The organism is Micromonospora sp. NPDC023814 (assembly GCF_040639595.1).
GTDB lineage: Bacteria > Actinomycetota > Actinomycetes > Mycobacteriales > Micromonosporaceae > Micromonospora.
Genome location: NZ_JBFAAF010000043.1, coordinates 1 through 26,473, shown reverse-complemented (window position 1 = coordinate 26,473; position 26,473 = coordinate 1). Strand labels below are relative to the sequence as shown.

Genomic DNA, 26,473 nt, shown 5'->3' with positions numbered 1-26,473 from the left:
AGCACGGGCCGCTGGTGATGCCGGTGCGGCCGGATTCCCGTACGGTCAGGGCGGAGTAGTCCCGAGGATCGAGAAGAACGCCCCCTGTGGATCGGTGAGCACCGCGAACCGGCCCCGCGTCAGGTCCGTCGGCTGGACGGCGAGCGTCGCGCCCATCCGTAGCGCCTCGGCGACGACCCTGTCGGTGTCGGTGACCGCGAAGTAGACCATCCAGTGGGACGGGAGGTCACCCCAGTCTTCGCCGAACATGGGCATCATTCCGGCGACGGGACGGCCGTCCAGCTGCCAGGTGGTGTAGGTGATCGGGCCCATCGGTTGGTCGTCCGCCGTCCAGCCGAACACCGACCCGTAGAACTCCTTGGCCCGGTCCGACTCCCGCGTGGTCAGCTCGGCCCAGGTCAGTGAGCCGGGTACGTCGAACACCTCGGCCCCCGGCGTGCCGAGCGACTGCCATACCCCGAACGGTGCCCCGGACGGGTCGGCGAAGAGCGCCGTCCGCCGGGAGCCGGGGACGTCGAAGGGCTCGGTCAGGATCCGGCCGCCGGCGGCGGTCACCCGCTGGCAGGCCCCCTCGGCGTCGTCGGTCGCCAGGTAGGGCATCCAGGCAGGCGGCCGTTGCGGGCCGGCCCCCAGCCCGGCACCGGCCACCGGTTTGCCCTGCTGGTGGAAGACGAGGTGACCGTCAGCCGCGGGTTGCCGGTCCGCCTCGGCGACGGCCCAGCCGAACAGGGGCGCGTAGAAGCGCGCCGCGCCGGGGAGGTCGGTGGTGACCAGGTCGACCCAGGCGGGTGCCCCCGGTGGAGTATCTGTCATGGCCTCGGCCTCGCTTCCTCTGCTCGGGCAAGTCTCGGCGGGATGGCGGCGGGCGGGACCGACAGCCGACGGCTGTCAGCCGGCAGCGGTGCGGGAGAGGGAGATGACGTTGAAGAGGGCGCCCTGCGGATCGCGAAGCCCGGCGTAGCGGCCGGCCGGGATGTCCCGAGGCGGGACCAGGATGGTGCCACCCAACTCGCCGGCGCGGGCGGCCGCCGCGTCCGCGTCGACCACCGCGAAGTACACCGACCAGTAGGCGGGCGAGTCCTCCGGAGAGTCGTCGCGGCGGCATCGTCCCCGCCACGATCTGCGCGCCCAGCCGCCCGCCGGTGTCGGTGATCGTTCCCATCGGCTGGTCGTCCGGGTGCCAGCCGAGGACCTCGAACGGGGGCCCCGCCACCTGTCCGCCGGCCCGCTCGACCCGGCCGGCCACCAGGTCCGCGTCGTCGGTCGCGCCGTACATCGACCTGATCGGCACCTGGTCCGGGATGGCTGGCGGGCCGGCCCCGGCCACGGCCCTGCCCTCGAGGAGGAAGACGCCTCGGGCTCCGGCGTGATCCGCCCGGTCCAGCCGAACAGCTCGGGGTAGAAGCGCCGCACGTCAGCGAGATCCGGGGTGCCCAGGTCGGCCCAGCAGGGCGTGCCCGTCGGGACGGTGCTCACGTCGACCCCTCTCGACCGGGGCGGCCACCGCCGGCACGCCCTGCCGGCATCGTGGCACCGTTCGCGCGTCGTACGGGGCGGATCGGGCGAATCGTCAGCTGAACCGCCGTCCGGATCTACGCGTCGGGGCCGCGCCCGTCCACCAGGTCGAAGCAGCGACGCCGGAGGCGCTGCCGCCGCAGCCGTAACCACCGCGGCCCGCAAGGCGTCTCGTCGAGCCATTTCACGCACAGAAGCCCTCCCACGATCAGGTCGGCGTTCACCGGTGCCTAGATCGTGGCCGCGAATCAGCCGTCGGTCGTCCCGCCGACGGGGGCACTCTCGGCTGCCACGAGCGCGGCACGTGCCTACCATTTCCGCCGCACGCGGCGCCGTGTCTACGCCGGTGCTCGTTCCCGCAGGCGACGTCGCCACCGACGCGAACCGGTTAGGGTGCCCGCATGAGCAAAGATCGCGACCGGGGCCCGGCACTGGGGCTCGCGGTGTGCGTAGCGGCGATGCGCTCGCGCTGGCGTGAGTGCCGATCCTGTTCCCCGGGGAGCCGGGAGACCTCGACGGATCATGAACTCAGTCGCCGCCGGTCTGGCCCGCGCCGTTGAGGTAGGTGAGAACGGCGAGGACGCGGCGGTGGCCGCTGTCGGTGACGGCGAGGCCCAGCTTGTTGAAGATGTTGCCGATGTGCTTGTGTACGGCGTTGTCGGTGATGACAAGCCGGTCAGCGATGGTCTTGTTGTCGTGTCCGTGGGCCATCAGTGCGAGTACCTCGCGTTCGCGGGGCGTGAGGACGGCGATCGGGTCCCTGCGCTGGGCGAGGAGTTGGGCGATGACCTCGGTGTCCATGGCGGTGCCGCCGGCGGCCACTCGGCGCAGCGCGTCGACGAACTCATCCACCCGGCTGACGCGATCCTTGAGAAGGTAGCCGACGCCGCCGCCGGTGGTGGCGAGAAGTTCGGCGGCGTACTGCTGCTCGACGTACTGCGACAGCACCAGGACCGGTAGGCCAGGGTGCTCTCGACGGGCATGCAGGGCGGCTCGGATGCCCTCGTCGCGAAATGACGGCGGCAGCCGGACATCGACGATGGCGACGTCGGGCCGATGGTCCCGCACGGCGGTGAGGAAGCCCGCCGCGTCGCCCGCGATGGCGGCGATGTCGAACCCCACGCTGTTGAGCAGTAGTTCCAGCCCGGTGGCCAGCAGCACGTTGTCTTCGGCGATTACCACCCGCACGGCAGCTCCATGGTGATCGTCGTCGGCCCGCCGGCCGGGCTGTCGATGTCGACGGTGCCGTCGAGCGCGAGCACCCGGCGACGGATCCCGGCAAGGCCGGTGCCCAGCCGATCGTCGGCGCCGCCGGCGCCGTTGTCGGTGATGACCACCGATAACCGGTCTGCCGTTCGGCTCACCCGTACGCCGGCCGTGGTCGCTCGGCTGTGCTTGGCGACGTTGGTGAGCGCCTCGGCGACGGCGAAGTAGACGACGGCCTCCACGGCCGCCGGTACCTTTTCGAGGTTGCCGATGTCCAGCCGGGTTGGCACGCCGCAGCGGGCTGTCACCGCAGTCAGTGCACCGGTGAGGCCGCGGTCGGCGAGGATCGGCGGGTAGACGGTCCGGATCACCTCGCGGAGCTCGGTCATCGCCTCTTCGGTTCCCTCGTGTGCGTCCCGAAGAAGTTCTTCCAGGAACTGCTCGTTTCGCGGATTGTCGGATAACGCCTGCCGGGCCACGGCCAGCCGCATCGCGATGGCCACCAGCCGGGCCTGGGTGCCGTCGTGCAGGTCGCGCTCGATCCGGCGCAGCTCTGCGCCGTGTGCGTCGAGCACGTCCGCCCGGGTGCGGGTCAACACGGCGACCCGGTCGGCGAGCTGCTCGGCCGTCGAGTGCGACAGCGCCACCAGGCAGATCCGGGCGTGTGCGCGAGCAATCGGCGGGAAGGCCAGGTACGCCAGCGCGGTGAGCAGGAGGATCTGCAGTGGACCGAGGGTGAGGGCTGTCGCCCAGCTGGTCACCGGGATATCGATGAACAGCCGGGGCCGATCCTCCGGTGCGAACGCCCACCACAGAGGTGTGGCGACCGCGGCGGGCAGGAGGTTGCCCACGCACAGCAGCGTGAGCAGGCCGAGCGCTACCCCGGTGATGGCGTTCACCGGCAGCCAGAGCAGGTCGCGGGGTGTGGCCGGATCGGCCCATGCGCGGCGTCCCGTCGTGCGCAGGGCAGGACGCGATGCCAACGGGGCCCCGAGCAGCCGGCCGGCGCGGTCACGGTGCCAATTCGCCCAACGCCGGGCGAGCCTCGGATGGCACAGCAGCGGCAGCGCGAGCAGCGTGGCGATCCCGGTGGCCAGTGATCCCAGGAGGTAGGCCCCGCCACGCCACACCTGCACCCACCGTCGACCCGACGTCACAGGAGATGCCCTCTCTGCGTACCCCTCGGGGGCAGCGTCCCTTCGCGTTCCCGACACGGCGTCGAGTCTGCCCGGTGGCCGCCGCCCGCGGCACTACAGCCAGCTGTACCTCGCATCCGGTAGTACGGGGTATCGGTATTCGACGACGCGGAAATCTAGCGTCGGAAGCATGAGGTTGACCAGCAGGAACCCATCGAGACGACGCGTGGCGCCGGTCGAGGCCACCGCGACCGACTCGCCATACCCGGGTGCGATGCCGGCATTTGCAACGCAATCGTATGCAGTGCGATTGGATTCGGTGTCGAAGGAGTACGGGGCGGGGAAGAACACGGTACGCGCTCTCGACGGGGTGACAGCCGGATTCCCGCGCGGTACGTTCACCGCCGTCATGGGCCCGTCCGGGTCCGGCAAGAGCACCTTTCTGAACTGCGCGGCCGGTCTGGACCGGCCGACATCGGGCCGGGTCGTGCTCGGTGACACGGAGCTGTCCAGCCTGTCGGAGACCGAGTTGACCGAGCTCCGGCGGGACCGGATCGGGTTCGTCTTCCAGGCGTACAACCTGCTCGGTGCGCTGACCGTGGCGGACAACGTCACGTTGCCTGTCCGATTGGCCGAGAGACCGGTCGATCCCGAGCAACTGGCGAGTGTCCTCGCCGCGGTCGGGCTCGCCGAGCATCACGACCGCCGCCCGAGCCAGCTCTCCGGTGGCCAGCAGCAGCGGGTGGCGATCGCCCGAGCGCTCATCAACCGGCCCGACCTGGTGTGCGCCGACGAGCCGACCGGCGCGCTGGACAGCCGCAGCGGCCGCCAGGTCCTGGCACTGCTCAGAAAGATCGTCGACGACCTGGGGCAGACCGTGCTGATGGTCACGCACGATCCGGTCGCGGCCGCCCAGGCCGACACCGTGGTGTTCCTCGCCGACGGCCGACTGGCCGGTGAGATGACCCGACCGTCCGCCGAGCAGATCGCCGAGCGGATGACTCACCTGGGGGAGCCGTGAGCCGCCGCGTGATGTCGAAGCGCATGCTGGCGCTGGCATGGAGCACGGTCAAGGGACGCAAGGGCGGGTTCGTCGCGGCATTCGTCGCGGTGCTGTTCGGCTCGGCGGTGATCACGGCCTGCGGGATCCTGCTGGAGAGCAGCGAACGCTCGGGCGTGCCCACCGAGCGCTACCAAGCTGCCGACCTGGTGGTGGGCGCCCCGCAGGCACTGCCGATGGCCGACGACGTGGATCCCCGGTTCGGCGAGCGGGCCACTTTGCCGGCCGACCGGGTCGGCGACATCGCGCGAGTTCCTGGCGTCCGCGCGGCGATCGCCGACGTCAACGTGCCGGTCAGCCTCGTGACGGCGGACGCCGACGTGCTCGCCGGGCCGGACAGCACCCCCGCGCTGGGGCATGGCTGGCAGTCGGCCGCGCTCGGCCCGTTCACCACGAGCGCCGGCCAGGCCCCGACCCGGCCGGACGACGTGGTGCTGGACTCCGCGCTGGCCGAGCGGGCCAGCGTCACCGCCGGCGCGTCGGTTCGACTCGCGGTCGGCTCAAACACGTCGACCTACCGGGTGACCGGCATCGTGAGTCTGCCAGGAGGCGAACTCGCCCGGCAGTCCGCACTGTTCTTCACCGATGACCGGGCCCGGGAACTGACCGGCCAACCGGACCGGGTGGACGCGATCGGCGTGCTGGCCGCACCCGGTATCAGTGCCGACGAGCTGGCAGGCGCCATCGAGGCGGCAGTCGCCGATGTGGTCGTCCACACCGGCAGTGACCGGAGCGAGGCCGAGTTCCTTGACATCGGCAGCACGCGTTCGTTCATCAGCGAGCTGTCCCTGGCGTTCGGCGGCAGCATGGTTCTCGTGATCATGATCGTCGTGGCGAGCACACTCGCTCTGTCCGTTCGGCAGCGGCTGCGGGAACTGGCGCTGCTGAGGGCGATCGGCGCGACCCCGAAGCAGGTGCTCGGCATGATCGCCGCAGAGACCATGGTGGTGGGCACGCTCGGAGCAGTGCTCGGGGTGATTCCGGGCGTCGGACTGAGCTTCCTCTTCCGCGAGACCTTGATCCTGGCCGGCGCGGTTCCGGACGACTTCGAACTGTCGATCAGCCCGCTGCCGGTACTCGCGACGATGGTGTTGTGCCTGATCGGCGCCCGTTTGGGAGGCTGGATAGCCGCCCGGCGCGCGGCCAAGCTCACGCCGGTGGACGCGCTCGGCGAGGCCGCCGTGGAGCCACCCAAACTCGGCTGGCTCCGGTTGACCGTCGGCTTGCTGCTGATCCCCGCCGGTCTCGCCATGGCGGTCGTGCTGCCGTGGGTGCTACCCGGTGAAGGGGCCGCTGAAAGCGCGGCCTTCTCGGCGTTCCTGCTCGTCTTCGCCGTCGCGCTGCTGGGGCCGCGGTTGCTCGACGGTGCCGTCACCGTGCTGGGCCCCGGGCTGAACCGCAGGTCGGGCGCCAGCGGGTTCCTCGCGACCGCGAATGCGCACGCCAACTCGCGGCGGCTCGCCGCGGCGACCACTCCTCTGATCATGGGTATCACCCTGGCCGCCGGGCAGCTCTTCAGCGGGACGACCGCGAGTTCGGCCGCGCGGGATCAGGCCGCAGACGGACTGCGCGCGGACTACGTCGTCACGTCCACGTCCGCCGGCGTGTCGCCCGAGGTCGCGGACGTGCTCCGGGACGTGCCCGGCGTCTCGGCGGTGACCCCGGTCGTCCGTACGCGGACGCTGGCGACCTTCGGATCGAGGGACAGCCCTCAGATCAGGACCTACTCGGCCCAGGGGGTCACCGGTGACCAGCTCGCCGAGACCATGGATCTCGCCGTTCTCGAGGGCGATGTCGCGGATGTGCAGGGCAACACGGTGGCGTTGAGCCGGATCGTGGCGGGCACCCTCGGCGCCGATCTCGGCGACACCGTCGACCTCCATCTCGATGACGGCACGCCGATCAAGCCCACGGTGGTCGCGCTCTACGAGAGAGGACTCGGCCTCGGTGACGTCACGCTGCCGCACGACCTCGTCCTCGAACACACCACCGACCGCCTGGACTTCGCGGTGCTGGTCACGGCGGCCACGGGAACCGGCGTCGGGGCACTCGGCGATGCGTTGCGATCCGCCGTCCAACACCTCCCGACCATCCAGGTCAACAACCGCGAGTCGTTCGTCGCCGCGCAGAGCGCTGCGGCCGCCGGCGAGTCGACGGTCGGCCTCATCCTCAACGCGGTCCTGCTCGGCTACCTCGCGATCGCCGTGGCGAACACCCTGGTGATGGCGACCGCCGCACGCTTTCGCGAATTCGCCCTGCTCCAACTGGTCGGGGCCACCCGTCGCCAGGTGTTCGCGATGATGCGCAGCGAGACGAGGATCATCGTCGTCGCAGCCGTGCTCATCGGTACCCTGGCTGCGATCCCGTCATTGATCGGCACGAGCATCGGACTGACCAGGACGCTGATTCCGTCCATCCCACCGCTCATCTACCTGGGAATCGTCGCGGTCGCCGCGCTGCTCGGCTGGGCCGCCATCATGAACTCGGCTCGGATCGCCATGCGGTCGCAGCCGGTCGACGCGATTGGCGTTCGCGAGTGACGCCAGCGGCACTACAGCCAGCTGTACCACGTATCCGGTGGTACGAGGTATCGGTCCGCGTCGACGCGGCTCCTAACGTCGACGGCATGAGATCGAACAGCAGAAAACTTTCGAGGCGGCGGGTCGCGCTGGGTGCGGCGGCGGGACTTGTCGCCCTCACGTTCACGGTCACCGGGCTCGACCAGGCCGAAGGATCGGTGGCCGGTTCCGGCCACGCCGGCGGCCGGTTGCAACGGGACACCGACGCGATCCACGCCCTCGGGGTGACCGGCGTTCAAGCCCGGGTGACCACCTCCGACGGCCGGCACCTCGTCGCCACCAGCGGCGTCGCCGACCGTGCCACCGGACGTCCGATGCCACCCAACGGACGCTTCCGGATCGCGAGTGTCCGCAAGGCGTTCGAAGCCACCGTCGTCCTGCAACTGGTCGAGGAACATCGACTGTCCCTCGACGACACCGTCGAGCGGTGGCTGCCCGGCGTGGTCCGCGGCAACGGCAACGACGGCCGCCGGATCACCGTGCGCCAGCTCCTGCAGAACACCAGCGGGATCCACGACGACCTGCCCGGCTACACGACGCCCGAGGAGTACCTCCAGCAGCGACACGACGTGTACACCCGCGAGCAACTCGTGGCGCGGGCGATGAACCACCGGCCGGACTTCGAACCCGAAGAGGGCTGGGCCTACTCCAACACCGGCTTCGTCCTGGTCGGCATGATTATCGAGCGGGTCACCGGCCGTTCTCTGCAACAGGAGGTCACCGACCGGATCGTCGGTCCGCTCGGGCTGCACCACACCACCTGGCCCGGGACCTCGCCGTTCCTGCCCCAGCCGCACGCCCAGGCATACCAACTGTTCGAGACCGGTGAGCTGGTGGACGTCACCGAGCAGGTTCTCGTGGACCCCGACTCCATGGTCTCCAGCACCCGGGACCTCGACCGGTTCTTTCGTGCGCTGCTGGGCGGCCGGCTGCTGCGCCCCGCACAACTGGCCGACATGAAGCGAACCGTCGAGATCAACGAGGACATCAACGCGATCTGGCCGGGCGGTCTCTACGGGCTCGGCCTGGTCAGCCGCCCGCTGCCCTGCGGGGGCGTCTACTGGGGCCACGACGGCGGCGACGGCGGCTACATCACGGTCACCGGCGTCACCGACGACGGCCGGCGCAGCGCCCTGGTGTCCATGTCCGCCTCGCTCGGCGATTCGCTGGACAGCCTCCTCCAGCAGCAACGCGGTGCCGACCTGCTGATCCAGAACGCTCTGTGCGGCCGGGTGTAACCGAACCGCACAGCGTGTCGTGAACGAGAGCCCTGACCGGCGATGGCCACGCCGGTCAGGGCCCGGCGCGCCTGCACTTGACTGTACGACGCAGCGTTACGCCGAGCTGGCCCGGTTGCCGCCCGGGCGTGCCGACGAGCGGATGTTTCGGCCGCGCTGGCCCCGGGGCCGCCGCCGAGGCGCGTGGCCCGGCCGCGCTGTGGTCAGTTTCCTTTCACGCAGAACTCGTTGCCGTCGGGATCGGCCAGCACGACAGTGCCGTCCGCACCGACCTTGAGCCGAGTGGCCCCGAGGGAGACCAGCCGGTCGACTTCCGCTTGCTGGTCACCGCCGGCCGGGGCGAGGTCGAAGCGCTGCGGGTTCCGCACCTCCTTCTCGGCCACGGGTGGGCCTCCCCACGCGACCTTCGTGCCGCCGTGCGGTGACTGGATCGCGGTCTCCTGGTCCTGGTCCCATACCAGCGGCCAGCCCAGCGCCTCGCTCCAGAAGAGGCCGACCTCCCGGGTGCCGTCGCAGGCGAGTTCCCCGAGCAGGCCGCACCCGGCGAGGAAGGCGTTGCCTGGCTCGATCACGCAGAACTCGTTGCCCTCGGGGTCGGCCAGGACGACGTGCCCCTCCTCGGGGCGCTGCCCGACGTCAAGGTGGCTGGCGCCGAGCCTCAGCGCCGTGGCCACCGTGTGCTGCTGGTCGTCGTGGCTGGCGCTGGTCAGGTGAAGGTGCATGCGGCGGTTCGGTCCCACCCTTTCCGCGCGGCTCGGGACGAACCGGAGGCTGAGCTGGCCGTCTTCGCCGGGCAGGAGCGCGCCACCGGCGTCCTCGACGACCTGCCGGCCGAGCATGCCGGCCCAGAACTGCGCCAGGCGGGCCGCGTTGTGCGCATCGAAGTTCACCGTCAGCAGTCGCGAGATCATCGCATCACAGTAGGCAGGGGCCAGCCGGGCAACAAGGTGATTAGCCGGCCTGCTCCCTGCCGGCTGGCCCGCCGTGCGTCGTGCCGACACGGCGCGCACCATGGCGGGGGACGTAGCGCAGCAGGACGTCACTGGTGCGGGAGGGTTCCGTGTCCGGCGCTCGCGCTGCCGGTGCTGTTCCTGCTCAGCATCCTGACCGTGCCGGTGTTCGGCCCCGATCCCGCGCGAGGCACCCGATGGTTCTGGTGGTACGGACCACGGCGCGTACTCGGTGATTGGTACGTACCTCACGACGCCGGCAGTTGACAGCTTCAGCCCGGCCGCTGGCGTCTAGGGTCGGCGCCATGATTCGAGCGGAGATTCTGGTGCGGCAGGGTGAGGACTTCATCGTGGACGACGCCACGGAGACGCGGTATCAGCTGGCCTCTGTGAGCAAGCAGTTCACCGCGGCTGCCGTGCTCTTGCTCGTCGAGGACGGCGTGCTGGTCCTCGACGATCCCGTTGGTCGTTGGATCGACGGCTGCCCGGAGGAGTGGCGAGACATTACGCTGCACCACCTGCTCACCCACACCTCCGGCCTCGGCCACTGGGACGACTATCCCATGATCGACCTAGCTCAGCGGGTTGAGCCCGGCGAACTGCTGAAGACCTTCCACTGCGTACCACTCAAATACGCGCCGGGCGAGGGCTGGAGCTACAGCAGCCCGGCGTACGTGCTGTTGGCGCACGTCGTCGAACGGGCCGCCGATACGCCCTATCGAGTCTTCCTGGCAGACCGCATCTTTGATCACCTTGGTTTGACCAGGACGTTCGCGGGAGCGCCCGGTGTGCGGCCGGACCTGGCGCTCGGTCACGACGCTGAGGGCCAGCCGTTGCCGACGTGGGAACTGGACGTGGTAGGCATGGGAGCCGGAGACGTGTGGTCGACGGCCAAGGACGTGTTGGCCTGGCTCGATGCCCTCCAGGGCGGCCATCTGCTGACCGAGCCGCACCGCACGCTGATGTTGACCGAACGGGCGCGGACCGGCAAGGGCCCGGATGACAGCGGTTACGGCTACGGAGTCTTCGTCGGTGAGCTCAACGGCCGACGGTGGTGGCACCACAGCGGCCACAACGCGGGCTACAAGGCGTTCACCGGCAACATTCCGGAACTGGGTCGGCGCATCGTGGTCCTGAGCAATACCGAGGCGACGGACGCCAGCGTGAAGCCGCTGCTCGCACAGATCAGGCACTTCGAATCACAGCGGCCGTCCTGATCCGGAAGACCCTACCGAGGCCAGCGGCTGGCATCCGCCCATCGGCATGTGTGGACGTCTGGGCCTGCCAGGGCGACGTACTATGACCTGCCTCGGACAAAGCTCACCACGGTCTGGCTCAGACCTGTCATAGGCCCGTGTGAAGATCGTCGCCGTGACTGGATGGGTCTACAACGACCGCCCTGAGGGCGTCAGGTTCCTGGCCGAGCGGATTGCGGAGCCGGGCCGTGGGGAGATCGAGGCCGAGATCTGGGACTGGGTCGTGCGTGGCCAGGATGACGCCGACGAGTTCGTCGATTTCTTCGACGAGGACGAGCAGCGCCACGGTGCCACCGACGAGGAACTCAGGGTGGCGTACGAAAAGGCTTTGGTCGCTCGGCGCGAGCAGCAGCGTGAGTGGAGTGAGGTGCGGAGCAACCTCACCCGAGCCTTCGTCGATCTCAACGAGCTCGGCGTGTTGGCCAGGGAGAACTTCAGCTGCTGTGGCACCTGCGCGGCCGCTGAGATCCACGACGAGCGGGACGACTCCCGGCACTGGCACGGGTACCTCTGGTACCACCAGCAGGACACGGAGTCGCTGCTCGCGAGCGGGGACGGCGAGGTCTACCTCGGCTACGGCGCCTATCCGCCAGCGGATTTCGACGAGGTCGCCTATGCCGCCCTGTCGGAGGCCGAACAGCAGGCCCGCTACCAGGCCGACCTGGAGCGGCTACTGGACGAGATCGTCTTTCCGGTGCTTCGCAGGTACGGCATGCGGGTGGAGTGGAACCGCAAGCAGTCGAGGCGGATCCGGGTGACCGGCGCCCAGTGGTACGCGCCATTGATCTGAAACCCACCCTCTCGCGTTCCTGGCTGGGTGGTGGTCGAACTCGCGGTGGTGGACGCCTGCCGATGGCGGGGGCCATCGGCGGGCGTTCGCCACGGCCACGCGACAAACCCTCGCGGCAGTGGCGAGGGTCATCGCCACTGCCTTGGCGCTGCCCGACGCGCAGTGGGAAGCCCTGGCCGCTCAGCGACGGCCCACAAGTGAGGCGGTCGCGCTCGTCATGGTTACCGTCACCGAGCACCGCGAGCTGGGAAGGTCTACTTCGGCGGGGTCGACCTCATGGGTCAGGCGCGGGTTGAGCCGTCCGTACCGGGGATGGCTGACCAGGCGAGCCTGCCGCCGATGATCGTGGCGGCAACCCGAGTCGAGAACCGATGACCGGAGAACGGTGTGTTCCGGGCCAGGCTGGCTAATCGGGCCGCGTCGACCGTCCAGTCGGCGTCGGTGGAGACCAGGCACAGCGTGGCGGGCATGCCCACCTGGAGCGGATCCCCGCCGCCGACAGCTGTTCCGCCGATCACCGCGGGCCGGATGGCCATCGCCTCGGCCAGGCGGCGCCACGACATGAGGCCCGTGCGCACCATGGTCTCCGCGACGACCGGCAGCGCGGTCTCCAGTCCCAGCATGCCGGGTGGCGCCTCGCACCAGGGACGGTTCTTGGCGGCGGCGGGGTGTGGCGCGTGATCGGTGGCGACCACGTCGATGACTCCCTCGGCGAGCGCTTCCCGCAGGGCCGTCACGTCCTGGGCGCTCCGCAGCGGCGGGTTGACCTTGTAGCGGGTGTCACCGGTGCGTACCAGTTCGTCGGTGAGCAGGAGATGGTGCGGGGTGACCTCCGCGGTGACCGGCCAGCCCCGCGATTTGGCCCAGCGGATTATCTCCACGCTGCCGCGCGTCGAGACATGGCAGATGTGCAGCGGGGTGTCGTCCGCGCCCGCCAGCACGCAGTCCCGGGCGATGATCGCCTCTTCGGCGACGGCGGGCCATCCGGGCAGGCCCAACTCGCGGGCGACCGTGCCGTCGTTGGCCTGGGCGTTCGGGCTCAGCGGCGAGGACTGGGCGTGCTGGGCGATGAATCCGCCGACGTCGGCCGCCCGGCGCAGCGCCTGTCGCATCAACGCGGGGTCCTCCACACACCGGCCGTCGTCGGAGAACATCCGGGTGCGGGCGGCCGAGGCGGCCATCGCCTCGATCGGTGCCAGCGTGGTGCCGTCGAGGCCGACGGTGACCGCGCCCACGGGCCGTACCTGGCAGTGTGCGCTGCGTTCGGCCACCTCGGCGACGTACTCCACGCGTCGCGGATCATCCGCCACCGGCTGGGTGTTCGCCATGGCGGACACCGTCGCGTAGCCGCCCTTGGCCGCCGCGAGCGTGCCGGTGGCGATTGTCTCCGCGTCCTCCGCACCGGGCTGACGCAGGTGGGTGTGCAGGTCGGTGAGCGCAGGCAGAGCGATCAGGCCGTGACAGTCGATGCTGTGGACGGCGGGTCCCCGCCCGGCGGGATCGAGCGCGGCGATCCGGCCGCTGTCGATCAGCAGGTCCACCGGTTCCTCGCCGTATGGTCGTACGCCCCGCAGCACGGTGGGTGGCAGCAGCGGTTGCCTTGACAGCGGGTGCAGGTTCCAGCCGGGCTCAGTCATCCGCGGATCCCCACCTGAACACCGGCCCGTCCAGGCACACCAGGGGAGCCTCAGTCCCCGTGCTCCGCTGCCCCGAGGAGCAGCCGTGGCAGTACCCGAGGCCGCACGCCATGTGCGCCTCGACGGACACCTGCACCTCCGCATCCCACCGTCTTCCGAGGTCGGCGGCGAGATCGGTCAGCCGTTGCGAACCGCAGGTGAGGATGAGCTGCGGAGGATCGGCGTCCAGCGTCGAGGTGAGCAGGGTGGACAGGAAGTCCGGCGCACTGGTGTCGTCCGCGTCGGTGACCTGGTGCAGGTGCTCGACACCGCCTCGGCGCAGGATGTCGGCGCCGATCAGCGCACCGGGATGGCGGGCACTGATGACGGCGACGGTCGTACCGCCACGGCGGGCGTTGACCGCGGCGACCATGGTCAGCGAACAGGTGCCGATGCCCCGGCCCAGCAGCAGTACCCGGCTGGTCGCGGGGGAGAGGTGAAACCCCTGCCCGAGCGGACCGGTCGCGAGCATGGTCTCGCCGACGGCGAAGGTGGCGAGCCGGCGCGTACCGCCGCCGACGACGCCGTACACCACGTCGAACGTGCCGTGTTCGGGTGCGGTGTCGTAGATCGCCATCGGCCGCGGCAGGACGGGGGCGGTTTCGTCGGCGCGCGCCGCCGTGAGCATCACGAACTGGCCGGGTTGGGCCAGGGTGGCGATGGTCGGGGCGTGCAGGCGGAGGAACCGGTACCGGTCGCCGACCGGTTCGTGGCGCAGGACCGGCGCGTGGTGCCAGGTGGGTGGGGGCCGGTGCGCCGGCGGCAGGTCGAGCGGGACGAGCCGCCCGCTGGTGGTGTTCAGCATGCCCCCTCCGTCGGTGATGTCGTGGTCAGCTCGTGATCGAGGGCGAGCAGGCTTCGGGCGAGCAGGTCGGTTCCGGCGGCGAGATCCGCGCTGCTTGTCCACTCCTCGGGGACGTGACTCAGCCCGGCCCGGCTCGGCACGAAGATCATTCCTGCGGGCACCACCTTGTTGATCATCTGGCTGTCGTGGCTGGCGCCGCTGGGCAGGACCCGGTACGTCGTACCCGTGGCGGTGCAGGTCTCGGCGATCCGGCGGCGCAGCCAGATCGGCAGCACCACCGGGGAGGCGTCGCCGAGCAACTCGATGTCCAGGCCAACCCCGCGTCGCTCGCAGATGGCGCGGGCCCCGTGGATCAGCTCGGTCGCCGTCGACCGCTGCCGGTCGCTGTCCACGTCGCGGATGTCCACGTAGAGCCGAGCCTCGCCGGGGATCGTGGTGATCGATCCCGGTTCGAGTTCCAGTCGGCCGACCGTGGCCCGGGTACCGTGGTGCCTGGGGTCGGTTGCGATGCTTTCGGCGAGGAGCGTGATCTCCGCCGCGGCCATCATGGCGTCGGCCCGCTGGTGCATCGGCGTCCCGCCGGTGTGCGAGGCACGGCCGTGCAGGTCGAGGCGGAACCGGGTGCTGCCGGAGATGAGGTCGACGATGCCGATGGGCACGTCCTGGGCTTCGAGCACGCCACCCTGCTCGATGTGCAGCTCCACGAACGCCGCCCAGTCGTCCGCGCGCCAGCGCGCTTCCTCGAGGCGGCTCGGATCGAGACCGACGGCCCGCATGGCCTCGGCGAGACTCACTCCGTGGACGTCCCGCCGGTCGGCCAGATCGGACGAGCTCAGCAGGCCCGCCGCGATCCGGCTACCGGTGCACGCCTGGCCGAACCGCGCGCCCTCCTCACCGGCGAACGCCACGAACCTGATCGGGTGGGTGTGCCGTACGTCCGCCTCGACGAGAAGCCGGGCGACCTCCATGGCGGCCACCACCCCGGCTATGCCGTCGAACCGTCCGGCCCGCGGCACGCTGTCCAGGTGGGAGCCGGTGCCGATGGCGGGGGCGGGTCCGGCATCGCCGGGCCGTTCGGCGTAGCTGTTGCCCGCCGCGTCGGTCCAGGTTCGCAGGCCCAGCGCGGAGAGCTGGTCGGTGAACATCCGGTGCGCCGCGCGTTCCAACGGGGTGTACGCGAGTCGCGTCACGCCGTCGGTGCTCTCGCTGATCTCGGCGAACTTCGCCAGCAGGTCGGCCAACCGGCTGGCGTCGGCCAGGGGCAGGGCGACGTCGACGGTGTCCAGGCTCATCGCGGTGTCCGCGAGATGGCTGCGGCGGTGACGACCGGGGTGCCGTCAACCGCTGCCAGGACCGCGTCGGTGACGGGTAGCGCCGCCGCGACCGCCACCACCTCGGCCTGGGCGTGGGCGAGCAGGAGTCGGAGCGCCGGCAGCGCCGACATGTCGTGCCAGGAGGCGGCGAGAAGCGCGACGCGTGCTCCGGGGGGCGGGGGCGGGCTCAGCGAGAGCAGCCCGGAGTCTTCGTAGATGCGTACGGTGGGAAGGTCCAGCTCCCGGGAGACGACGTGGGCCAGCACGCCGTCGTCGAGGTTGTCCCGCACGACCACCACCGTCGGGGTGTACGGCCGCAGCGCGTCGGCGATCGCCGTGCTGACGAGTTCGACGGCCGCCGCGGCACCGGCACGGTCGGCTGTGACCGCCTGGTGGAGTTCGTCGACAGCTGCGGCGAGCTGGCTCGCCGGTGTTGGGTGAGTGTTCATGGCGTTCGTGGCGCGGTGACCCTCGGCGTTGGCCATGGGGAGGAAGCGCCGTCCCCCTTTCAGGAACCAGTGGACTGACAGCGGTCGGAGTTCGGGTGCAGCGGTGGAAACTGGGTCACGCTGGTTGTACGTCGACTGTGCCCTGGCGGTCCCGGACCCGCGGCTGATCGGGGATGTGCAGGTCCGCTGGGGTGAACAGGGCCCGGACGGGGCAGCGGGCCGCAGCCTCGCCCTGGCCGCCGCTGCGGTCGACGGCCGCCAGTACGGCGGGCACCACCGCGCCGCGGTCCCGAAGCGCGTGGACGGCGGTGGTGGCGCGTGAGCCGGACATGATCACGTCCTCGACGAGGACGACGCGTTCGCCCGCGTGCAGTTCCCCCTCGATCTGCGTCGGGCGGTCGCCGGCGGCAGGGGTGGGGACCACCGCGAAGGGCAGACCGGTCTCCAGGGACAGGGCGGTGACGAGGGGTGCCACCTCTGCCCGGCCGGCCAGCCGGTCCGTCGTGGCGTCCAGCAGGTCGGCCATCAGGGCGGCCATCCGCCGCAGGATCGTCGGGCGGGTCTCGAACAAGAAGACATCTATGTAGACGTCGATCGGGCCGGCCGGTGCGAGGGTGAACTCGCCGGGCAGGCACGCCGCGGCGCGCAGATCACGGGCAAGTTCCAGCCAACGTTGGTGGCGGTTCTGGAAGGCGGTCGTGTCGCCGGTGCCGATGGTGCTGGGTGCGGCTCTGTTCATGGGGTCCCTCGGTAGGTTGCGGTGCTGTCCGTCTGGTCGGCTTCGGTGATCGGCGGTGACGGGGTGAATTCGCTGCTGTAGCCGAGTTCGGCGCTGAGCCGGGCCGCCGTGGCGAGCACCAGATGAGTCGCCCGGGCCCGGGCGACCGGATCACGCATCCGGTCGGCGGCCGCAGCGAGCGTGATGCTCGCGCACGTCGCGCCGGTGGACGAGCGAACGGGCGCGGCCACCGCCCACACGCCTCGGTCCAGTTCGTCGTCGCAGACGTCGTAGCCTCGGGCCCGGACGACCGCGAGGTGTTCGATCACGGCGTCCGGGGTGGCCGGGGTGTCCGGGGTGAACGCGGTGAGCGGCCGTTCCGCGAGCAGCGCGCGGACGATGTCGGTGTCCATGTCGGCGAGGAGAGCGCGGGCGGACGCCGCCGCGTGCAGCGGCATTTCCTGGCCGATCCGGACGAACAATCGCAGCGGGTGGACGCTCTCGATGAGAGCGATGCAGACCACCCGGTTGCCGACCAGTTCGGCGAGGAACACCGTCTCCCCGGACTCGGCGGCCGCGGCGAGCACCGCAGGGTGCGGGGCGACCAGTGTGGAGGTACGGCGGCTGTTCTGCTCGGCCAGTTGACGGGCGGCGGGGCCGAGGAAGTAACGGCGGTTGACCGGGGATCGGGTGACGAACTCCTGTTCGGCCAGGACCGCCAGCAGCCGGTGCGCGCTGCCGAGCGGGATGTCGAGCGTCTCGTGCAGGTCCTTCATGCTCATCCCGTCGCCGTGACGGGCGAGGGTCCGCAGTATCTCCAGCGCTCTGACGACCGGTTGCACGCTGTCTCCTTCGAATTGGCTCGACGGGCTCAGACCCGTAGTGAGCCGACGACTTCCGAGACGGACATGGTGCCCGATGCGGCCAGCAGCGGCCCGAGCTCCCGCACGATCTCCGCCATGGCGTACGGGCGGGCGAAGTTGGCCGTCCCGACCTGGACTGCGCTCGCCCCGGCGAGGAGGAACTCCAGGACGTCCCGCGCCGAGCTGATGCCGCCGCAGCCGATGACCGGGATGCCGACCGCGCGGGCGGCCTGCCAGACCAGGCGCAGCGCGATCGGTTTCACCGCGGGCCCGGACAGTCCGCCGACGCCGTTGCCGAGTACGGCCGTACGGCGGGCGGCGTCCACGCTCATTGCCGGGAAGGTGTTGGCCACTGTGATGGCCGTGGCGCCGGCGCGCTCCGCGGCGCGGGCGATGTCCACGATCGACGTCACGTTCGGGGTGAGTTTGACGAACACCGGTACGTGCGAGCGGGCCACCACACCGGACACGACCCGTTCGACCGTGGCCGCGTCGGTGCCGATGGCCAGGCCGCCGTGTTCGAGGTTGGGGCAGGAGACGTTCACCTCGAGCGCTGCGGCGCCGTGGCCGGCCAGTTGCTCCGTCGCCGTCCAGTACTCCGCCACGGTCAGCCCGCCGACGCTGATGATGGTGGGCACGTTGGTGGCGAGGTAGCGGGGGAGTACGCGGGAGCGGAACTCGTCGATACCAGGGCTGGGGATGCCGACGCTGTTGAGCATCCCGTCGGGAGTCTCGGTGATGCGGTGTGCGGGATTGCCGGAGCGCACTGCGGCGAAGACGGTCTTCGTGACCAGCGCGCCCAGCTCGTCCAGCGGCACCAGCGTGCCGAGCTCCGGGCCGAAACAGCCGGAGGCGGGCATGACCGGGTTGCTCAGCCGGATGTCACCGAGAGTGACAGATAAATCGATGCTGGTTCGTTGTTCCTGGGTCCAGAACCGAGCTCTCGAGTCGGTCTCGCCGCCCTGGATGGCGACTGAAATACCCGAGTTGCCGGTTGAGGCATGCAGTCTCGTTTCCACGACGCGGATGTACCTCTTCCGTCTGGGAAGAGTCGACTATGCGTCACCGGCCGTGGTTCGTCAAGGGGTGGAGCCGTTGCCCCGGGAAGCGCCAGAGCCTTCCGCGCAGCTCTGAGAGCCAGCGCGTTTCAGCATGTGGAAAGCAGTGTGGTCACGTGCTGTCCGCTAGCCGTGATGCGGGCTTCCCGCCGGAGGGCTTCCTCGTTCCGGCTACTCAGCGCAGTTTCCGGGACCGCTGACCCGGTCTGGAGGGCGCGCTCCAGAGCGCCGTGAGTGCCCAGGCGGCCGGGTGGCTTCCGACTGACCGAAGTTAAGTTTCTGTTTCGCCGGGCGACGGTCACGCGTGCCGGTGACGCCAACGAGCGCTGGCCGGGGCCGAGGTTATCAACACGTATTGACTACCCCGTGTGATGGACGTATCTTCGGCTCTCCTTCCCCCGGAGGTGTTCATGAAGGTGACTCGAGCCGATGTGGCCAGGCGGGCGGAGACCTCGCCGTCGGTGGTCAGCTATGTGCTCAACGGCGGTCCACGCCCGGTCGCACCGGCCACCCGGGCCCGGGTCGAGGCAGCCATCCGGGACCTCGGATACCGCCCGAACCGCGTGGCCCAGGCGCTCCGCCGTACCCGCAGCGGCTTCCTCGGCCTGTTGATGCCGGACGGCGGCAACCCCTTCTTCGCCGAGCTGGCCAACGCCATCGAGACCGAGGCGGCACGCCGCGGAAAGCTGCTGTTCCTGCTGCACTCCGACGGCGGCGAGGAGGGCGAGCGACTCGCTGCCATGGGGGATGTCCGGGCCGAGGGGGTGCTGTGGGTGCCGCACCACGAGAGCTCGTCGACCGCATCCGCCCTGGCCAACTCGCCCTGCCCGGTGGTGGTCCTCGACCGGGTGCCGGCCGACGCGGCGACCGGGTACGACTCGGTCGCGGTGGATCACCATCAGGGCGCCCGGCTGGCCACCAGCCATCTGGTCGAGCACGGCTTCCGGCAGGTGTCGTGCCTGTCCGGCCCGAGCGAGACCATCGTCGGGCGCGACCGGACGTCCGGTTGGCGGCAGGCGCTGGCCGACCACGGCATCACCGAAGGCGTGTGGGAGGTACCGGCGGACTTCACGCCGGAGGGCGGACGGGCGGCCGGGAACGAACTGCTCGACCGGTTGACCCTTCCGGCCGCCGTCTTCGTCGCCTCGGACCGGCAGGCGCTCGGCCTGCTGCGCGCCGTGCGCGAACGGGGACTCGACGTACCGCGAGACATCGCCATCGTGTCCTTCGACGGTACGGACGTCAGCGCCTACACGACGCCACCGCTGTCCACCATGCGGCAGCCCCTGCCGGCGCTCGCGGCCGGCGCTCTGACGCTTCTCGAGGAGCGAATACGCGACCCGTACCGACCGGCGCGGCACATCGCCCTGCCCGCCGAGCCCGTCTTCCGAACAAGTTGTGGATGTGGACAGCTATGAGTGTGCCAACCGGAAACCCCACCGCCGAACGCCGTTCCCCACAGGCCGCGCAGGGAACTCTGCTGCGGCTGTCGCAGATCACCAAGGAGTACCGGTCCGACCGGGGCAAGGTGGTGCGCGCGCTCCACGAGGTGTCGCTCGACGTGCGGCAGGGCGAGATCCTCGCCATCATCGGCGCGTCCGGCTGCGGCAAGTCCACCCTGCTGCGGATCATGGCGGGCCTCGACACCATCACCTCCGGGCAGACGGAGTGGTCACGCCGGCCGACACCCGGCCGAGACATCGGTTACGTCTTCCAGGAGCCCGTCCTGCTGCCCTGGCGCAGCGTCTTGCGTAACGCCTGCATCGCGCCGGAGACGTTGAAGGAACCGCGGCAGCGGTACGAGCCTCGGGTACGCGAACTGCTGAGCCTGGTAGGACTGACCGAGTTCGCCGACGCGCTGCCGCGCGAACTCTCCGGCGGGATGCGGCAGCGGACCTCGATCGTGCGGGCGCTGGCCCACGATCCGATGCTGTTGCTGATGGACGAGCCCTTCGGCGCACTCGACCAGATCACCCGGGAGAAGCTGCACGACGATCTGCTCAACATCTGGACCGCGACCGGCAAGACCATCGTGTTCGTGACGCACAGCGTCGACGAGGCCACCTACCTCGCCGACCGGGTGGTCGTGCTCTCACCCCGCCCCGGTCGGGTACGCGCGATCCACGACGTGCCCCTGCCCCGGCCCCGTGACGCGCGGACGAAGCTCGATCCGCGCTTCGCCGAGTTCCAGGCCATGCTGCGGGGGGAACTGTGACGGTTCAGACCTCGACACCCGAGCCGGCGGCACCGCCCGTCGCGCCGCCGGGGGCACCGGTTGGTACGTCGCGACGGGGCCTCCTGCGACTCATGGGCAAGCCCTTCGCAGCGCTGCCGTACGTCCTCGTGATCATCGGCGCCTGGGGCGCGTACCAGGCGGTGGCGGACGTCCCACGGTATCTGCTCGCCAGCCCGACCGAGGTCGGATCGCAACTGCTGGACCTCGCGCGGACCGGAACGCTGTGGACCCACCTGGTGTACACGGTCCGTAACATCGGTGTCGGCTTCGCGATCGGGGCGGTGATCGGCGCCGCGTTGGGAGTGGCCGTCTCCCGGTCCCAGGTCGTCGACGCGATGCTCTCCCCGTTCCTGATCGTGTTCCAGGCGATGCCGAAGATCGCGCTCGCGCCCATGTTCGTGCTCTGGTTCGGCCTCGGCCTGACCAGCCAGTTCGTGCTCATCGTGAGCCTGTCCTTCTTCCCCATCCTGGTCGGTACCGCCACTGGGCTGCGGCAGGTGAACCCGGGCTACCGGGACCTCGCCACCATCGTCGGGCTGAACCCGGTAGCCAGACTGTTCCGCATCGACATCCGGGCAGCGTCGCCGTCGATCTTCGCCGCCGCCCGGGTAGCCGCCGTCGACGCCATGACCGGAGCGGTCCTCGCCGAGTGGATCTCCTCAAGCCAGGGACTCGGCTACCTCCTGGTCGAGGCCAACTCCTCCTACCAGGTCCCCATGCTGATGGCCTCGATCGTGGTGATCGTGGCTGTCGGACTCGCCCTCTACCAACTGGTCTCCTTCGTGGAGGCCCGCGCCCTGCGGTGGCGCGATCCCGTCACGGCCTGATCACACGACCTGTCCGTCGTGGCCAACCCCCATCGAACTGGAATACGAGGTACACCCATGCGCTCCATGACCCGGAGATCCCTCCTTGCCGGTATCGCCGCCAGCACCGTCATCGCCCTCACCGCCGGCTGCGGCGGCGTCGATGCCTCCGGCGGCGGCACCGACGGTGGCACGACCAAGGTCAGCATCCAGATCGACGGCGCCGCCGCCCCCTACTACGCGCCGCTGTACTGGGCCAAGGAACAGGGCTACTTCACCAAGCAGAACCTCGACGTCGAATTCCTGTACGCCGACGCCGCGACCATCACCAAGAACGTGGCCGCCAACAACGTCCAGTTCGGCTTCCCGAACGCCGACAGTGTGATCCAGGCGGTGGCCAACGGCGTGCCGGACCTCGTCGTGCACACCACGTACCAGCAGGGCATCGGCGCACTGCTCACCCTCGCCGACTCCGGCATCACCGACCCGGCCGACCTGAAGGGCAAGACGGTCGCGGTGACCAGCCTCGGCTCCCCGAACTACGTCCAACTGACGGCGATTGCCGCCTCGGCGGGCCTGGACGTGAAGAAGGACCTGACGGTCAAGGTCGTCGGTACCGGCGCCATCGTCTCGGCACTGCAGAACAAGCAGGTGGACGCGATCGTCTTCTCGCGGCTGCGCTACTACACCCTGCAGGCCGCCGGGGTGCAGGTCACCCAGATCCTGTCCAACCAGTACCTCCCGTCGTTCGGCAACGTCGTGATCACCGGCCAGCAGTTCGCCAAGGAGAACCCCAAGGCCGTCGCCGGATTCACCACCGCGCTGAACGCCGCGCTGCAGGACCTCATCGACGGCAAGCTGCCGCAGGCGGTCGAGATGTCCATCCAGAAGTACGCCACCAGCTTCGCCGGCCAGGAGAAGTCGGTCACCCAGGTGATGCAGGAAGTCTTCGTCAAGGACCTGTGGCAGAGCGACGCCACCAAGGCGCACGGGCTCGGCTACGGCGACCCGGCGGCCTGGCAGAACGCCGTGGACGCGCAGAAGAAGTACGGCCTGATCCAGGGCGACGTGCGGGCGTCCGACTTCGTGAAGGCCTCCTCGTGACCGAGCAGCGACTCGGCAAGCTACCGCGCGCCGTGCTCGGCACGGCGTCGGTGGCGGCCTTCCTGCTGGTCTGGCAGGGCTACGTCCACCTCGCGCACGTGCCCACATACACCCTTCCCGGCCCGATCGAGATCGTGACGTACACCTGGCGGATGCTCGCCGGCGAGCAGTTGCTCGTCCACCTCCGGGTGACCGGTGCCGAACTGCTGCAGGGGGTGGCGATCGGATTGGCGGTCGGTGTGCTCGCCGGGGTGGCGATGTCCCGATGGCGCTGGCTGGAACGAGCGGCCATGCCGCTGCTGGTGTTCATCCAGATCACCCCGAAGATCGCGATCGCACCGCTCCTGGTGCTGTGGCTCGGGCTCGGCGTGACCAGCAAGATCACCCTGGTCGCACTGGTCACGTTCTTCCCGGTGCTGGTCAACACGCTGGCCGGGCTGCGCGGCATCGGGACGAACTACCGCCACCTGTGTCAGGTGCTCGCGCTCTCCGGCCCACGGCGGTTCTTCCGGCTCGAACTGCCGATGACCCTGCCGCACATCGTGGTCGGGCTCCGCCTCGGTGCGCTGGCCGGGGTCACCGCCGCCGTGATCGGCGAGTTGATCGGCGCCCAGGGTGGGCTCGGATACCTGGTCGCGCAGAGCCAGGAGACCGACAACATCCCGCAGGCAATGGTCGGGCTGCTGCTGCTGAGCATGCTCGGGCTGGTCTCCTGGTCCGGTATCGGCGCCGTCGCGGCCTGGCTCGGCTCCCGGTTCGGTGTGACCGATGGCTGAGCCGCCGCGGAGCCGCCGTTGCCGGCGGGGGCCGGGACGATGACCGGGCCACCCCGGCGCATCGTGGTCGACACCGACGGAGGCGTGGACGACCTGGTGGCACTCGCCTGGTTGCTGCGCCTGCCGGATGTGGAGATACCGGCGATCATCGCCACCGGCGGGGGACGGTCCGCCGATGTCGTCGGGGCGGCGGTCACCCATGCGCTTCGCGCACTCGCTCCGGCCCGGCGGCCGTTGCTGCTGCGGGGCGCCGAGATCGACCCCGCCGCGCGGGCCGCGGTCCCGTCGGGCACGCGGCTGCACGGCGAGTACGGTCTCGGGCCGTTCGTCCCCACGCACGGCGCCGAGTTCGACGGCGACGTACGCGTCGACCCGTCACTGCCGGCGCACACCGACTACCTGGTGCTCGGCCCGTTGACCACCGCCGAGCGCCTCGCCGGGCAGGTGAGCCACTGGCCCGCGCACGTCCGGTTGACCGTGATGGGTGGGGCGTTCTCCCTGCCCGGCGTGGTGCGGGGCGCCGAACCGAACTTCGCCCGCGACCCCCGGGCCGCTCGGCACCTGTTCGCCGAGCCGCCCGGCCAGGGCGTACGGGTCGTGCCGACGGACGCGACCACCCGGGCGAGCTGCCCGCCGGAGGCCGTCCGGCGGGTGCTCGCCGGCGGCAACGGCTGGCCCGGGGTGCGCGCGCGAATGCTGGCGCACTACTGGTCCGGCACGGCCAGCAGATACTGCCACGACCTGGTGGCCGCAGCTGTCGTGGCGCGCCCGGAGGTGGTGGCGGTCGAGACGCCCGCCACGGTGGCCGTCGACGCGTACGGCCGCTCGGACATGACGCCCGAGGGGAACGTGGCCGTGACGGTGGTGAGCCGCCTCGACGACACGGCGTGGCGCGAGATCGTCCTGGCATGGGCGACGGACAGAGAGGCGACGGTGCGTTGAACGGCCCGAAGATCGCGGTGGTGGGCAGCGCCAACCTTGACCGCATGGTGGTGACCGACCGGCTCCCCGGGCCGGGGGAGACACTGACCGCCCGGGAGTACCGGGAGGGTGTCGGCGGTAAGGGCGCGAACCAGGCGATGACCATCGCCACCCTCGGTACGTCCGTCGGCTTCGTCGGATGCGTCGGCGCCGATGCCGCTGGTGAGCAGGTACGGCAGCGGCTCGCCGGCCGGGGCGTGGACGTGTCGGGGCTGGCGGTCGTCCATGACGTCCCCACCGGGACCGCGCTGATCACGGTGGACGGCGCCGGCGAGAACGTGATCGTGGTACACCCCGGGGCGAACGGCGCGCTGGACGCGGCCCGCGTCGACCGGCACCGGGACATGATCGCGACGGCAGCGCTCACCCTGATGCAGTGCGAGGTCGCGACGCCCGCCCTGGAGCGTGCCGCAGCGCTGGCCGGGGGCCTCCTGGTGCTGAATCCCGCGCCCGCAACTCCGCTTCCCGACGGCCTCGTACGCCGGGTGGATGTGCTGGTGCCCAACCGGGCCGAGTTGGCGGTCCTGGCCGGCACGTCCCTGCCAGAGAGCCTGGACGACGTGGCGAGCGCCGTCGGCAAGCTCGGGCTGGCGGCGACCGTCGTGGTGACGCTCGGGTCGCAGGGCGCGGCCGTGATAGAGCCGGACGGCCGGGTCGATCACGTTCCGGCGCTCCGTACCGAGGCCGTGGACACGACCGGCGCCGGCGACTGCTTCTGCGGAGCCCTCGCGACCGCCCTGGTGGCGCGGCCCGGCCGGGCCGTGGCGGACGCCGCCCGCTGGGCGGCCGTCGCGGCGGCGCTGTCGACACGTGGCCGGGGCGCACAAGGCGCGCTGCCGACCCTGGATGAGGTGTCCAGGGCGGCCTTCACCTCGTCGAGCCAGCCGGATCTGGTGGCGATCCCGCTGCTGGGTGCGTCTCCGGACCAAGAGGCATGACATGAGCAGGGACGGGCGCATGCATCAACGCCGAGACCTGAACATCTGACGGTCTTGGATCGCGCGGGACAAGGTGGTCGAAGAGCAGGCGGGTCACGGTTCGGCTGGCCCGCCTGTTCCTTCGCTGGGAACTATTCACACCAGCCACACCTTCGGCTCTGCCATGGTTTCCTCCAACCTTCGGTTCCACAGGCCCTCCCTTCGAAGGTGGCGCCGACGCCGACGTCGACGCGCCGGTACGGCAGCCGCCGTTCGAGGCGCCGCTGGTCGGTCGCACATTCCAAGCGCTTGCTTGACAAGCCGCCACTGTCGCCTTGAGACTCCAAGCATGTCTTTGGAATCGGACCCCGGGCGGCGGGTCGTCAGTGATCCGCTCGCACTGCGGGCGCTTGCGCATCCCTTACGTCTCAAGCTCTGTGCTCTCGTCGGTCGCGAGGGATCGCTCACCGCTGCGGCCGCCGCCCGGCAGCTCGGCATCAGTCAGGCGCTCGCATCGCATCATCTCCGGCAGCTTGCCAAGTACGGCTTTGTCGAACAGGCCGACGCCGGCGACAACCGCGAGCGGCCTTGGCGAATTACCGCTGTCTCGCACCGGTTTGAGGCGGCGGGCGGGTCGGCCGAGGCATGGGAATCGGTCGAGCTACTCGACCGCCATTTCGTCGAACAGGCCGCTGCCCAACTTGAGGACTGGCAGCAGCGCCGCGCTGACGAAGATCCGCGCTGGGCTGAGCACGCGGGCGTCTCGCAGAGTCTGCTCTACCTCACAGTGGAGGAGTTTGCCGAGCTCAAACAGCGGTGGGACGAGTTGGTGGCACCGCTCGCCCACCGTCGACCGGCCGGCGATGCAGGTAGCCGGCCTGTCGACGCGGTACCGGTGAATCTGACGCTCGTGGCCGCGCCGCTACGTCCGACGCCGTCGGGAGGACCCTGTCTGTCAGGCTGAGAGGAGACAGCCTTCCCGGGCGAGCTAGGCTCGATGGGAGACAGGAAGAGGATCATCGTGACACTACCTAACACGTC

Annotated in this window: 24 protein-coding genes and 1 pseudogene; 13 read left to right on the top strand and 12 right to left on the bottom strand. The window is 70.4% G+C overall.

Annotated elements, in window-relative coordinates:
* Positions 1–45 precede the first annotated feature (45 nt).
* From AB0G14_RS22265 to AB0G14_RS22250, 4 genes and pseudogenes are all read right to left on the bottom strand, one after another.
* Positions 46–813, bottom strand: a complete 768-nt coding sequence (locus AB0G14_RS22265) for a VOC family protein (RefSeq protein ID WP_357700246.1) — start codon at positions 811–813, stop codon at positions 46–48.
* 75 nt (positions 814–888) lie between these two features.
* Positions 889–1,476: pseudogene (locus AB0G14_RS22260) on the bottom strand (VOC family protein).
* Between the two features lie 567 nt (positions 1,477–2,043).
* On the bottom strand, positions 2,044–2,703 hold the full coding sequence (locus AB0G14_RS22255; protein WP_357700243.1) for a response regulator transcription factor: 660 nt from the start codon (positions 2,701–2,703) through the stop codon (positions 2,044–2,046).
* Positions 2,691–3,857 carry a histidine kinase gene (locus tag AB0G14_RS22250; protein ID WP_357700241.1) on the bottom strand — a complete coding sequence of 389 codons (1,167 nt, stop codon included), beginning with the start codon at positions 3,855–3,857 and terminating at the stop codon, positions 2,691–2,693. The genes AB0G14_RS22255 and AB0G14_RS22250 overlap by 13 nt, the downstream gene beginning before the upstream one ends.
* A 274-nt stretch (positions 3,858–4,131) precedes the next feature.
* Here AB0G14_RS22250 and AB0G14_RS22245 point away from each other — a divergent pair, with 274 nt between their 5' ends.
* The 3 genes from AB0G14_RS22245 to AB0G14_RS22235 all read left to right on the top strand — a co-directional run bounded on the left by AB0G14_RS22245 (position 4,132) and on the right by AB0G14_RS22235 (position 8,734).
* Positions 4,132–4,878, top strand: coding sequence for an ABC transporter ATP-binding protein (locus AB0G14_RS22245; RefSeq protein ID WP_357700238.1), 747 nt, complete (start codon positions 4,132–4,134; stop codon positions 4,876–4,878).
* A gap of 11 nt (positions 4,879–4,889) precedes the next feature.
* Positions 4,890–7,457 (top strand): FtsX-like permease family protein, encoded by a 2,568-nt coding sequence (locus tag AB0G14_RS22240; protein WP_357700236.1) that lies wholly within the window; start codon positions 4,890–4,892, stop codon positions 7,455–7,457.
* Positions 7,458–7,543: 86 nt separating this feature from the next.
* The gene (locus AB0G14_RS22235) at positions 7,544–8,734 is read left to right on the top strand and encodes a serine hydrolase domain-containing protein (RefSeq protein ID WP_357700234.1); all 1,191 of its coding nucleotides are present in this window, start codon (positions 7,544–7,546) and stop codon (positions 8,732–8,734) included.
* Positions 8,735–8,937: 203 nt separating this feature from the next.
* Here AB0G14_RS22235 and AB0G14_RS22230 read toward each other — a convergent pair whose 3' ends face one another.
* Complete coding sequence (locus AB0G14_RS22230) at positions 8,938–9,645, bottom strand: VOC family protein (RefSeq protein WP_357700231.1); 708 nt, start codon at positions 9,643–9,645, stop codon at positions 8,938–8,940.
* Between the two features lie 389 nt (positions 9,646–10,034).
* Between AB0G14_RS22230 and AB0G14_RS22225 the strand changes: the two genes are divergently transcribed.
* Positions 10,035–10,901 carry a serine hydrolase domain-containing protein gene (locus AB0G14_RS22225; RefSeq protein WP_357700314.1) on the top strand — a complete coding sequence of 289 codons (867 nt, stop codon included), beginning with the start codon at positions 10,035–10,037 and terminating at the stop codon, positions 10,899–10,901.
* 154 nt (positions 10,902–11,055) lie between these two features.
* Positions 11,056–11,730 (top strand): hypothetical protein, encoded by a 675-nt coding sequence (locus AB0G14_RS22220; RefSeq protein WP_357700228.1) that lies wholly within the window; start codon positions 11,056–11,058, stop codon positions 11,728–11,730.
* Between the two features lie 281 nt (positions 11,731–12,011).
* Here AB0G14_RS22220 and AB0G14_RS22215 read toward each other — a convergent pair whose 3' ends face one another.
* The 7 genes from AB0G14_RS22215 to AB0G14_RS22185 all read right to left on the bottom strand — a co-directional run bounded on the left by AB0G14_RS22215 (position 12,012) and on the right by AB0G14_RS22185 (position 18,573).
* Positions 12,012–13,367 (bottom strand): dihydroorotase, encoded by a 1,356-nt coding sequence (locus tag AB0G14_RS22215; protein ID WP_357700226.1) that lies wholly within the window; start codon positions 13,365–13,367, stop codon positions 12,012–12,014.
* On the bottom strand, positions 13,360–14,211 hold the full coding sequence (locus tag AB0G14_RS22210; protein ID WP_357700223.1) for a hypothetical protein: 852 nt from the start codon (positions 14,209–14,211) through the stop codon (positions 13,360–13,362). Before AB0G14_RS22210 ends, AB0G14_RS22215 begins: the two co-directional genes overlap by 8 nt.
* Positions 14,205–15,503 carry a Zn-dependent hydrolase gene (locus AB0G14_RS22205; RefSeq protein WP_357700220.1) on the bottom strand — a complete coding sequence of 433 codons (1,299 nt, stop codon included), beginning with the start codon at positions 15,501–15,503 and terminating at the stop codon, positions 14,205–14,207. Before AB0G14_RS22205 ends, AB0G14_RS22210 begins: the two co-directional genes overlap by 7 nt.
* Positions 15,500–15,973 (bottom strand): hypothetical protein, encoded by a 474-nt coding sequence (locus AB0G14_RS22200; protein ID WP_357700218.1) that lies wholly within the window; start codon positions 15,971–15,973, stop codon positions 15,500–15,502. The genes AB0G14_RS22205 and AB0G14_RS22200 overlap by 4 nt, the downstream gene beginning before the upstream one ends.
* Positions 15,974–16,088: 115 nt before the next feature.
* Positions 16,089–16,712, bottom strand: a complete 624-nt coding sequence (locus AB0G14_RS22195) for a hypothetical protein (protein ID WP_357700216.1) — start codon at positions 16,710–16,712, stop codon at positions 16,089–16,091.
* Positions 16,709–17,533: an IclR family transcriptional regulator gene (locus AB0G14_RS22190; RefSeq protein ID WP_357700214.1), complete on the bottom strand. Its 825-nt coding sequence runs from the start codon at positions 17,531–17,533 to the stop codon at positions 16,709–16,711. The genes AB0G14_RS22195 and AB0G14_RS22190 overlap by 4 nt, the downstream gene beginning before the upstream one ends.
* A 29-nt stretch (positions 17,534–17,562) precedes the next feature.
* Positions 17,563–18,573: a dihydroorotate dehydrogenase gene (locus tag AB0G14_RS22185; protein ID WP_357700212.1), complete on the bottom strand. Its 1,011-nt coding sequence runs from the start codon at positions 18,571–18,573 to the stop codon at positions 17,563–17,565.
* A 449-nt stretch (positions 18,574–19,022) separates the two neighbouring features.
* On the opposite strand from AB0G14_RS22185, the gene AB0G14_RS22180 reads away from it, so the two are divergent.
* From AB0G14_RS22180 to AB0G14_RS22145, 8 genes are all read left to right on the top strand, one after another.
* Positions 19,023–20,030, top strand: a complete 1,008-nt coding sequence (locus AB0G14_RS22180) for a LacI family DNA-binding transcriptional regulator (protein ID WP_357700210.1) — start codon at positions 19,023–19,025, stop codon at positions 20,028–20,030.
* Entirely contained in the window at positions 20,027–20,827 is an 801-nt protein-coding gene (locus AB0G14_RS22175; protein ID WP_357700208.1) for an ABC transporter ATP-binding protein, read from the top strand. Before AB0G14_RS22180 ends, AB0G14_RS22175 begins: the two co-directional genes overlap by 4 nt.
* 92 nt (positions 20,828–20,919) lie before the next feature.
* Complete coding sequence (locus tag AB0G14_RS22170; RefSeq protein ID WP_357700206.1) at positions 20,920–21,675, top strand: ABC transporter permease; 756 nt, start codon at positions 20,920–20,922, stop codon at positions 21,673–21,675.
* Positions 21,676–21,741: 66 nt separating this feature from the next.
* Positions 21,742–22,758 (top strand): ABC transporter substrate-binding protein, encoded by a 1,017-nt coding sequence (locus tag AB0G14_RS22165; protein WP_357700202.1) that lies wholly within the window; start codon positions 21,742–21,744, stop codon positions 22,756–22,758.
* Positions 22,755–23,534, top strand: coding sequence for an ABC transporter permease (locus AB0G14_RS22160; protein ID WP_357700199.1), 780 nt, complete (start codon positions 22,755–22,757; stop codon positions 23,532–23,534). The genes AB0G14_RS22165 and AB0G14_RS22160 overlap by 4 nt, the downstream gene beginning before the upstream one ends.
* A gap of 39 nt (positions 23,535–23,573) precedes the next feature.
* Positions 23,574–24,476, top strand: coding sequence for a nucleoside hydrolase (locus AB0G14_RS22155; protein WP_357700196.1), 903 nt, complete (start codon positions 23,574–23,576; stop codon positions 24,474–24,476).
* Positions 24,443–25,453: a ribokinase gene (locus AB0G14_RS22150; RefSeq protein ID WP_357700193.1), complete on the top strand. Its 1,011-nt coding sequence runs from the start codon at positions 24,443–24,445 to the stop codon at positions 25,451–25,453. Before AB0G14_RS22155 ends, AB0G14_RS22150 begins: the two co-directional genes overlap by 34 nt.
* Before the next feature lie 328 nt (positions 25,454–25,781).
* Positions 25,782–26,396 carry a helix-turn-helix domain-containing protein gene (locus AB0G14_RS22145; RefSeq protein ID WP_357700191.1) on the top strand — a complete coding sequence of 205 codons (615 nt, stop codon included), beginning with the start codon at positions 25,782–25,784 and terminating at the stop codon, positions 26,394–26,396.
* Positions 26,397–26,473 lie beyond the last annotated feature (77 nt).

Coding starts and splice junctions, on each gene's coding strand:
- AB0G14_RS22265 (WP_357700246.1), bottom strand. CDS start 813: ATGACAGATACTCCACCGGGGGCACCCGCCTGGGTCGACCTGGTCACC.
- AB0G14_RS22245 (WP_357700238.1), top strand. CDS start 4,132: ATGCCGGCATTTGCAACGCAATCGTATGCAGTGCGATTGGATTCGGTG.
- AB0G14_RS22240 (WP_357700236.1), top strand. CDS start 4,890: ATGTCGAAGCGCATGCTGGCGCTGGCATGGAGCACGGTCAAGGGACGC.
- AB0G14_RS22235 (WP_357700234.1), top strand. CDS start 7,544: ATGAGATCGAACAGCAGAAAACTTTCGAGGCGGCGGGTCGCGCTGGGT.
- AB0G14_RS22230 (WP_357700231.1), bottom strand. CDS start 9,645: ATGATCTCGCGACTGCTGACGGTGAACTTCGATGCGCACAACGCGGCC.
- AB0G14_RS22215 (WP_357700226.1), bottom strand. CDS start 13,367: ATGACTGAGCCCGGCTGGAACCTGCACCCGCTGTCAAGGCAACCGCTG.
- AB0G14_RS22210 (WP_357700223.1), bottom strand. CDS start 14,211: ATGCTGAACACCACCAGCGGGCGGCTCGTCCCGCTCGACCTGCCGCCG.
- AB0G14_RS22205 (WP_357700220.1), bottom strand. CDS start 15,503: ATGAGCCTGGACACCGTCGACGTCGCCCTGCCCCTGGCCGACGCCAGC.
- AB0G14_RS22200 (WP_357700218.1), bottom strand. CDS start 15,973: ATGAACACTCACCCAACACCGGCGAGCCAGCTCGCCGCAGCTGTCGAC.
- AB0G14_RS22195 (WP_357700216.1), bottom strand. CDS start 16,712: ATGAACAGAGCCGCACCCAGCACCATCGGCACCGGCGACACGACCGCC.
- AB0G14_RS22180 (WP_357700210.1), top strand. CDS start 19,023: ATGAAGGTGACTCGAGCCGATGTGGCCAGGCGGGCGGAGACCTCGCCG.
- AB0G14_RS22175 (WP_357700208.1), top strand. CDS start 20,027: ATGAGTGTGCCAACCGGAAACCCCACCGCCGAACGCCGTTCCCCACAG.
- AB0G14_RS22170 (WP_357700206.1), top strand. CDS start 20,920: ATGGGCAAGCCCTTCGCAGCGCTGCCGTACGTCCTCGTGATCATCGGC.
- AB0G14_RS22165 (WP_357700202.1), top strand. CDS start 21,742: ATGACCCGGAGATCCCTCCTTGCCGGTATCGCCGCCAGCACCGTCATC.
- AB0G14_RS22155 (WP_357700196.1), top strand. CDS start 23,574: ATGACCGGGCCACCCCGGCGCATCGTGGTCGACACCGACGGAGGCGTG.
- AB0G14_RS22150 (WP_357700193.1), top strand. CDS start 24,443: ATGGGCGACGGACAGAGAGGCGACGGTGCGTTGAACGGCCCGAAGATC.
- AB0G14_RS22145 (WP_357700191.1), top strand. CDS start 25,782: ATGTCTTTGGAATCGGACCCCGGGCGGCGGGTCGTCAGTGATCCGCTC.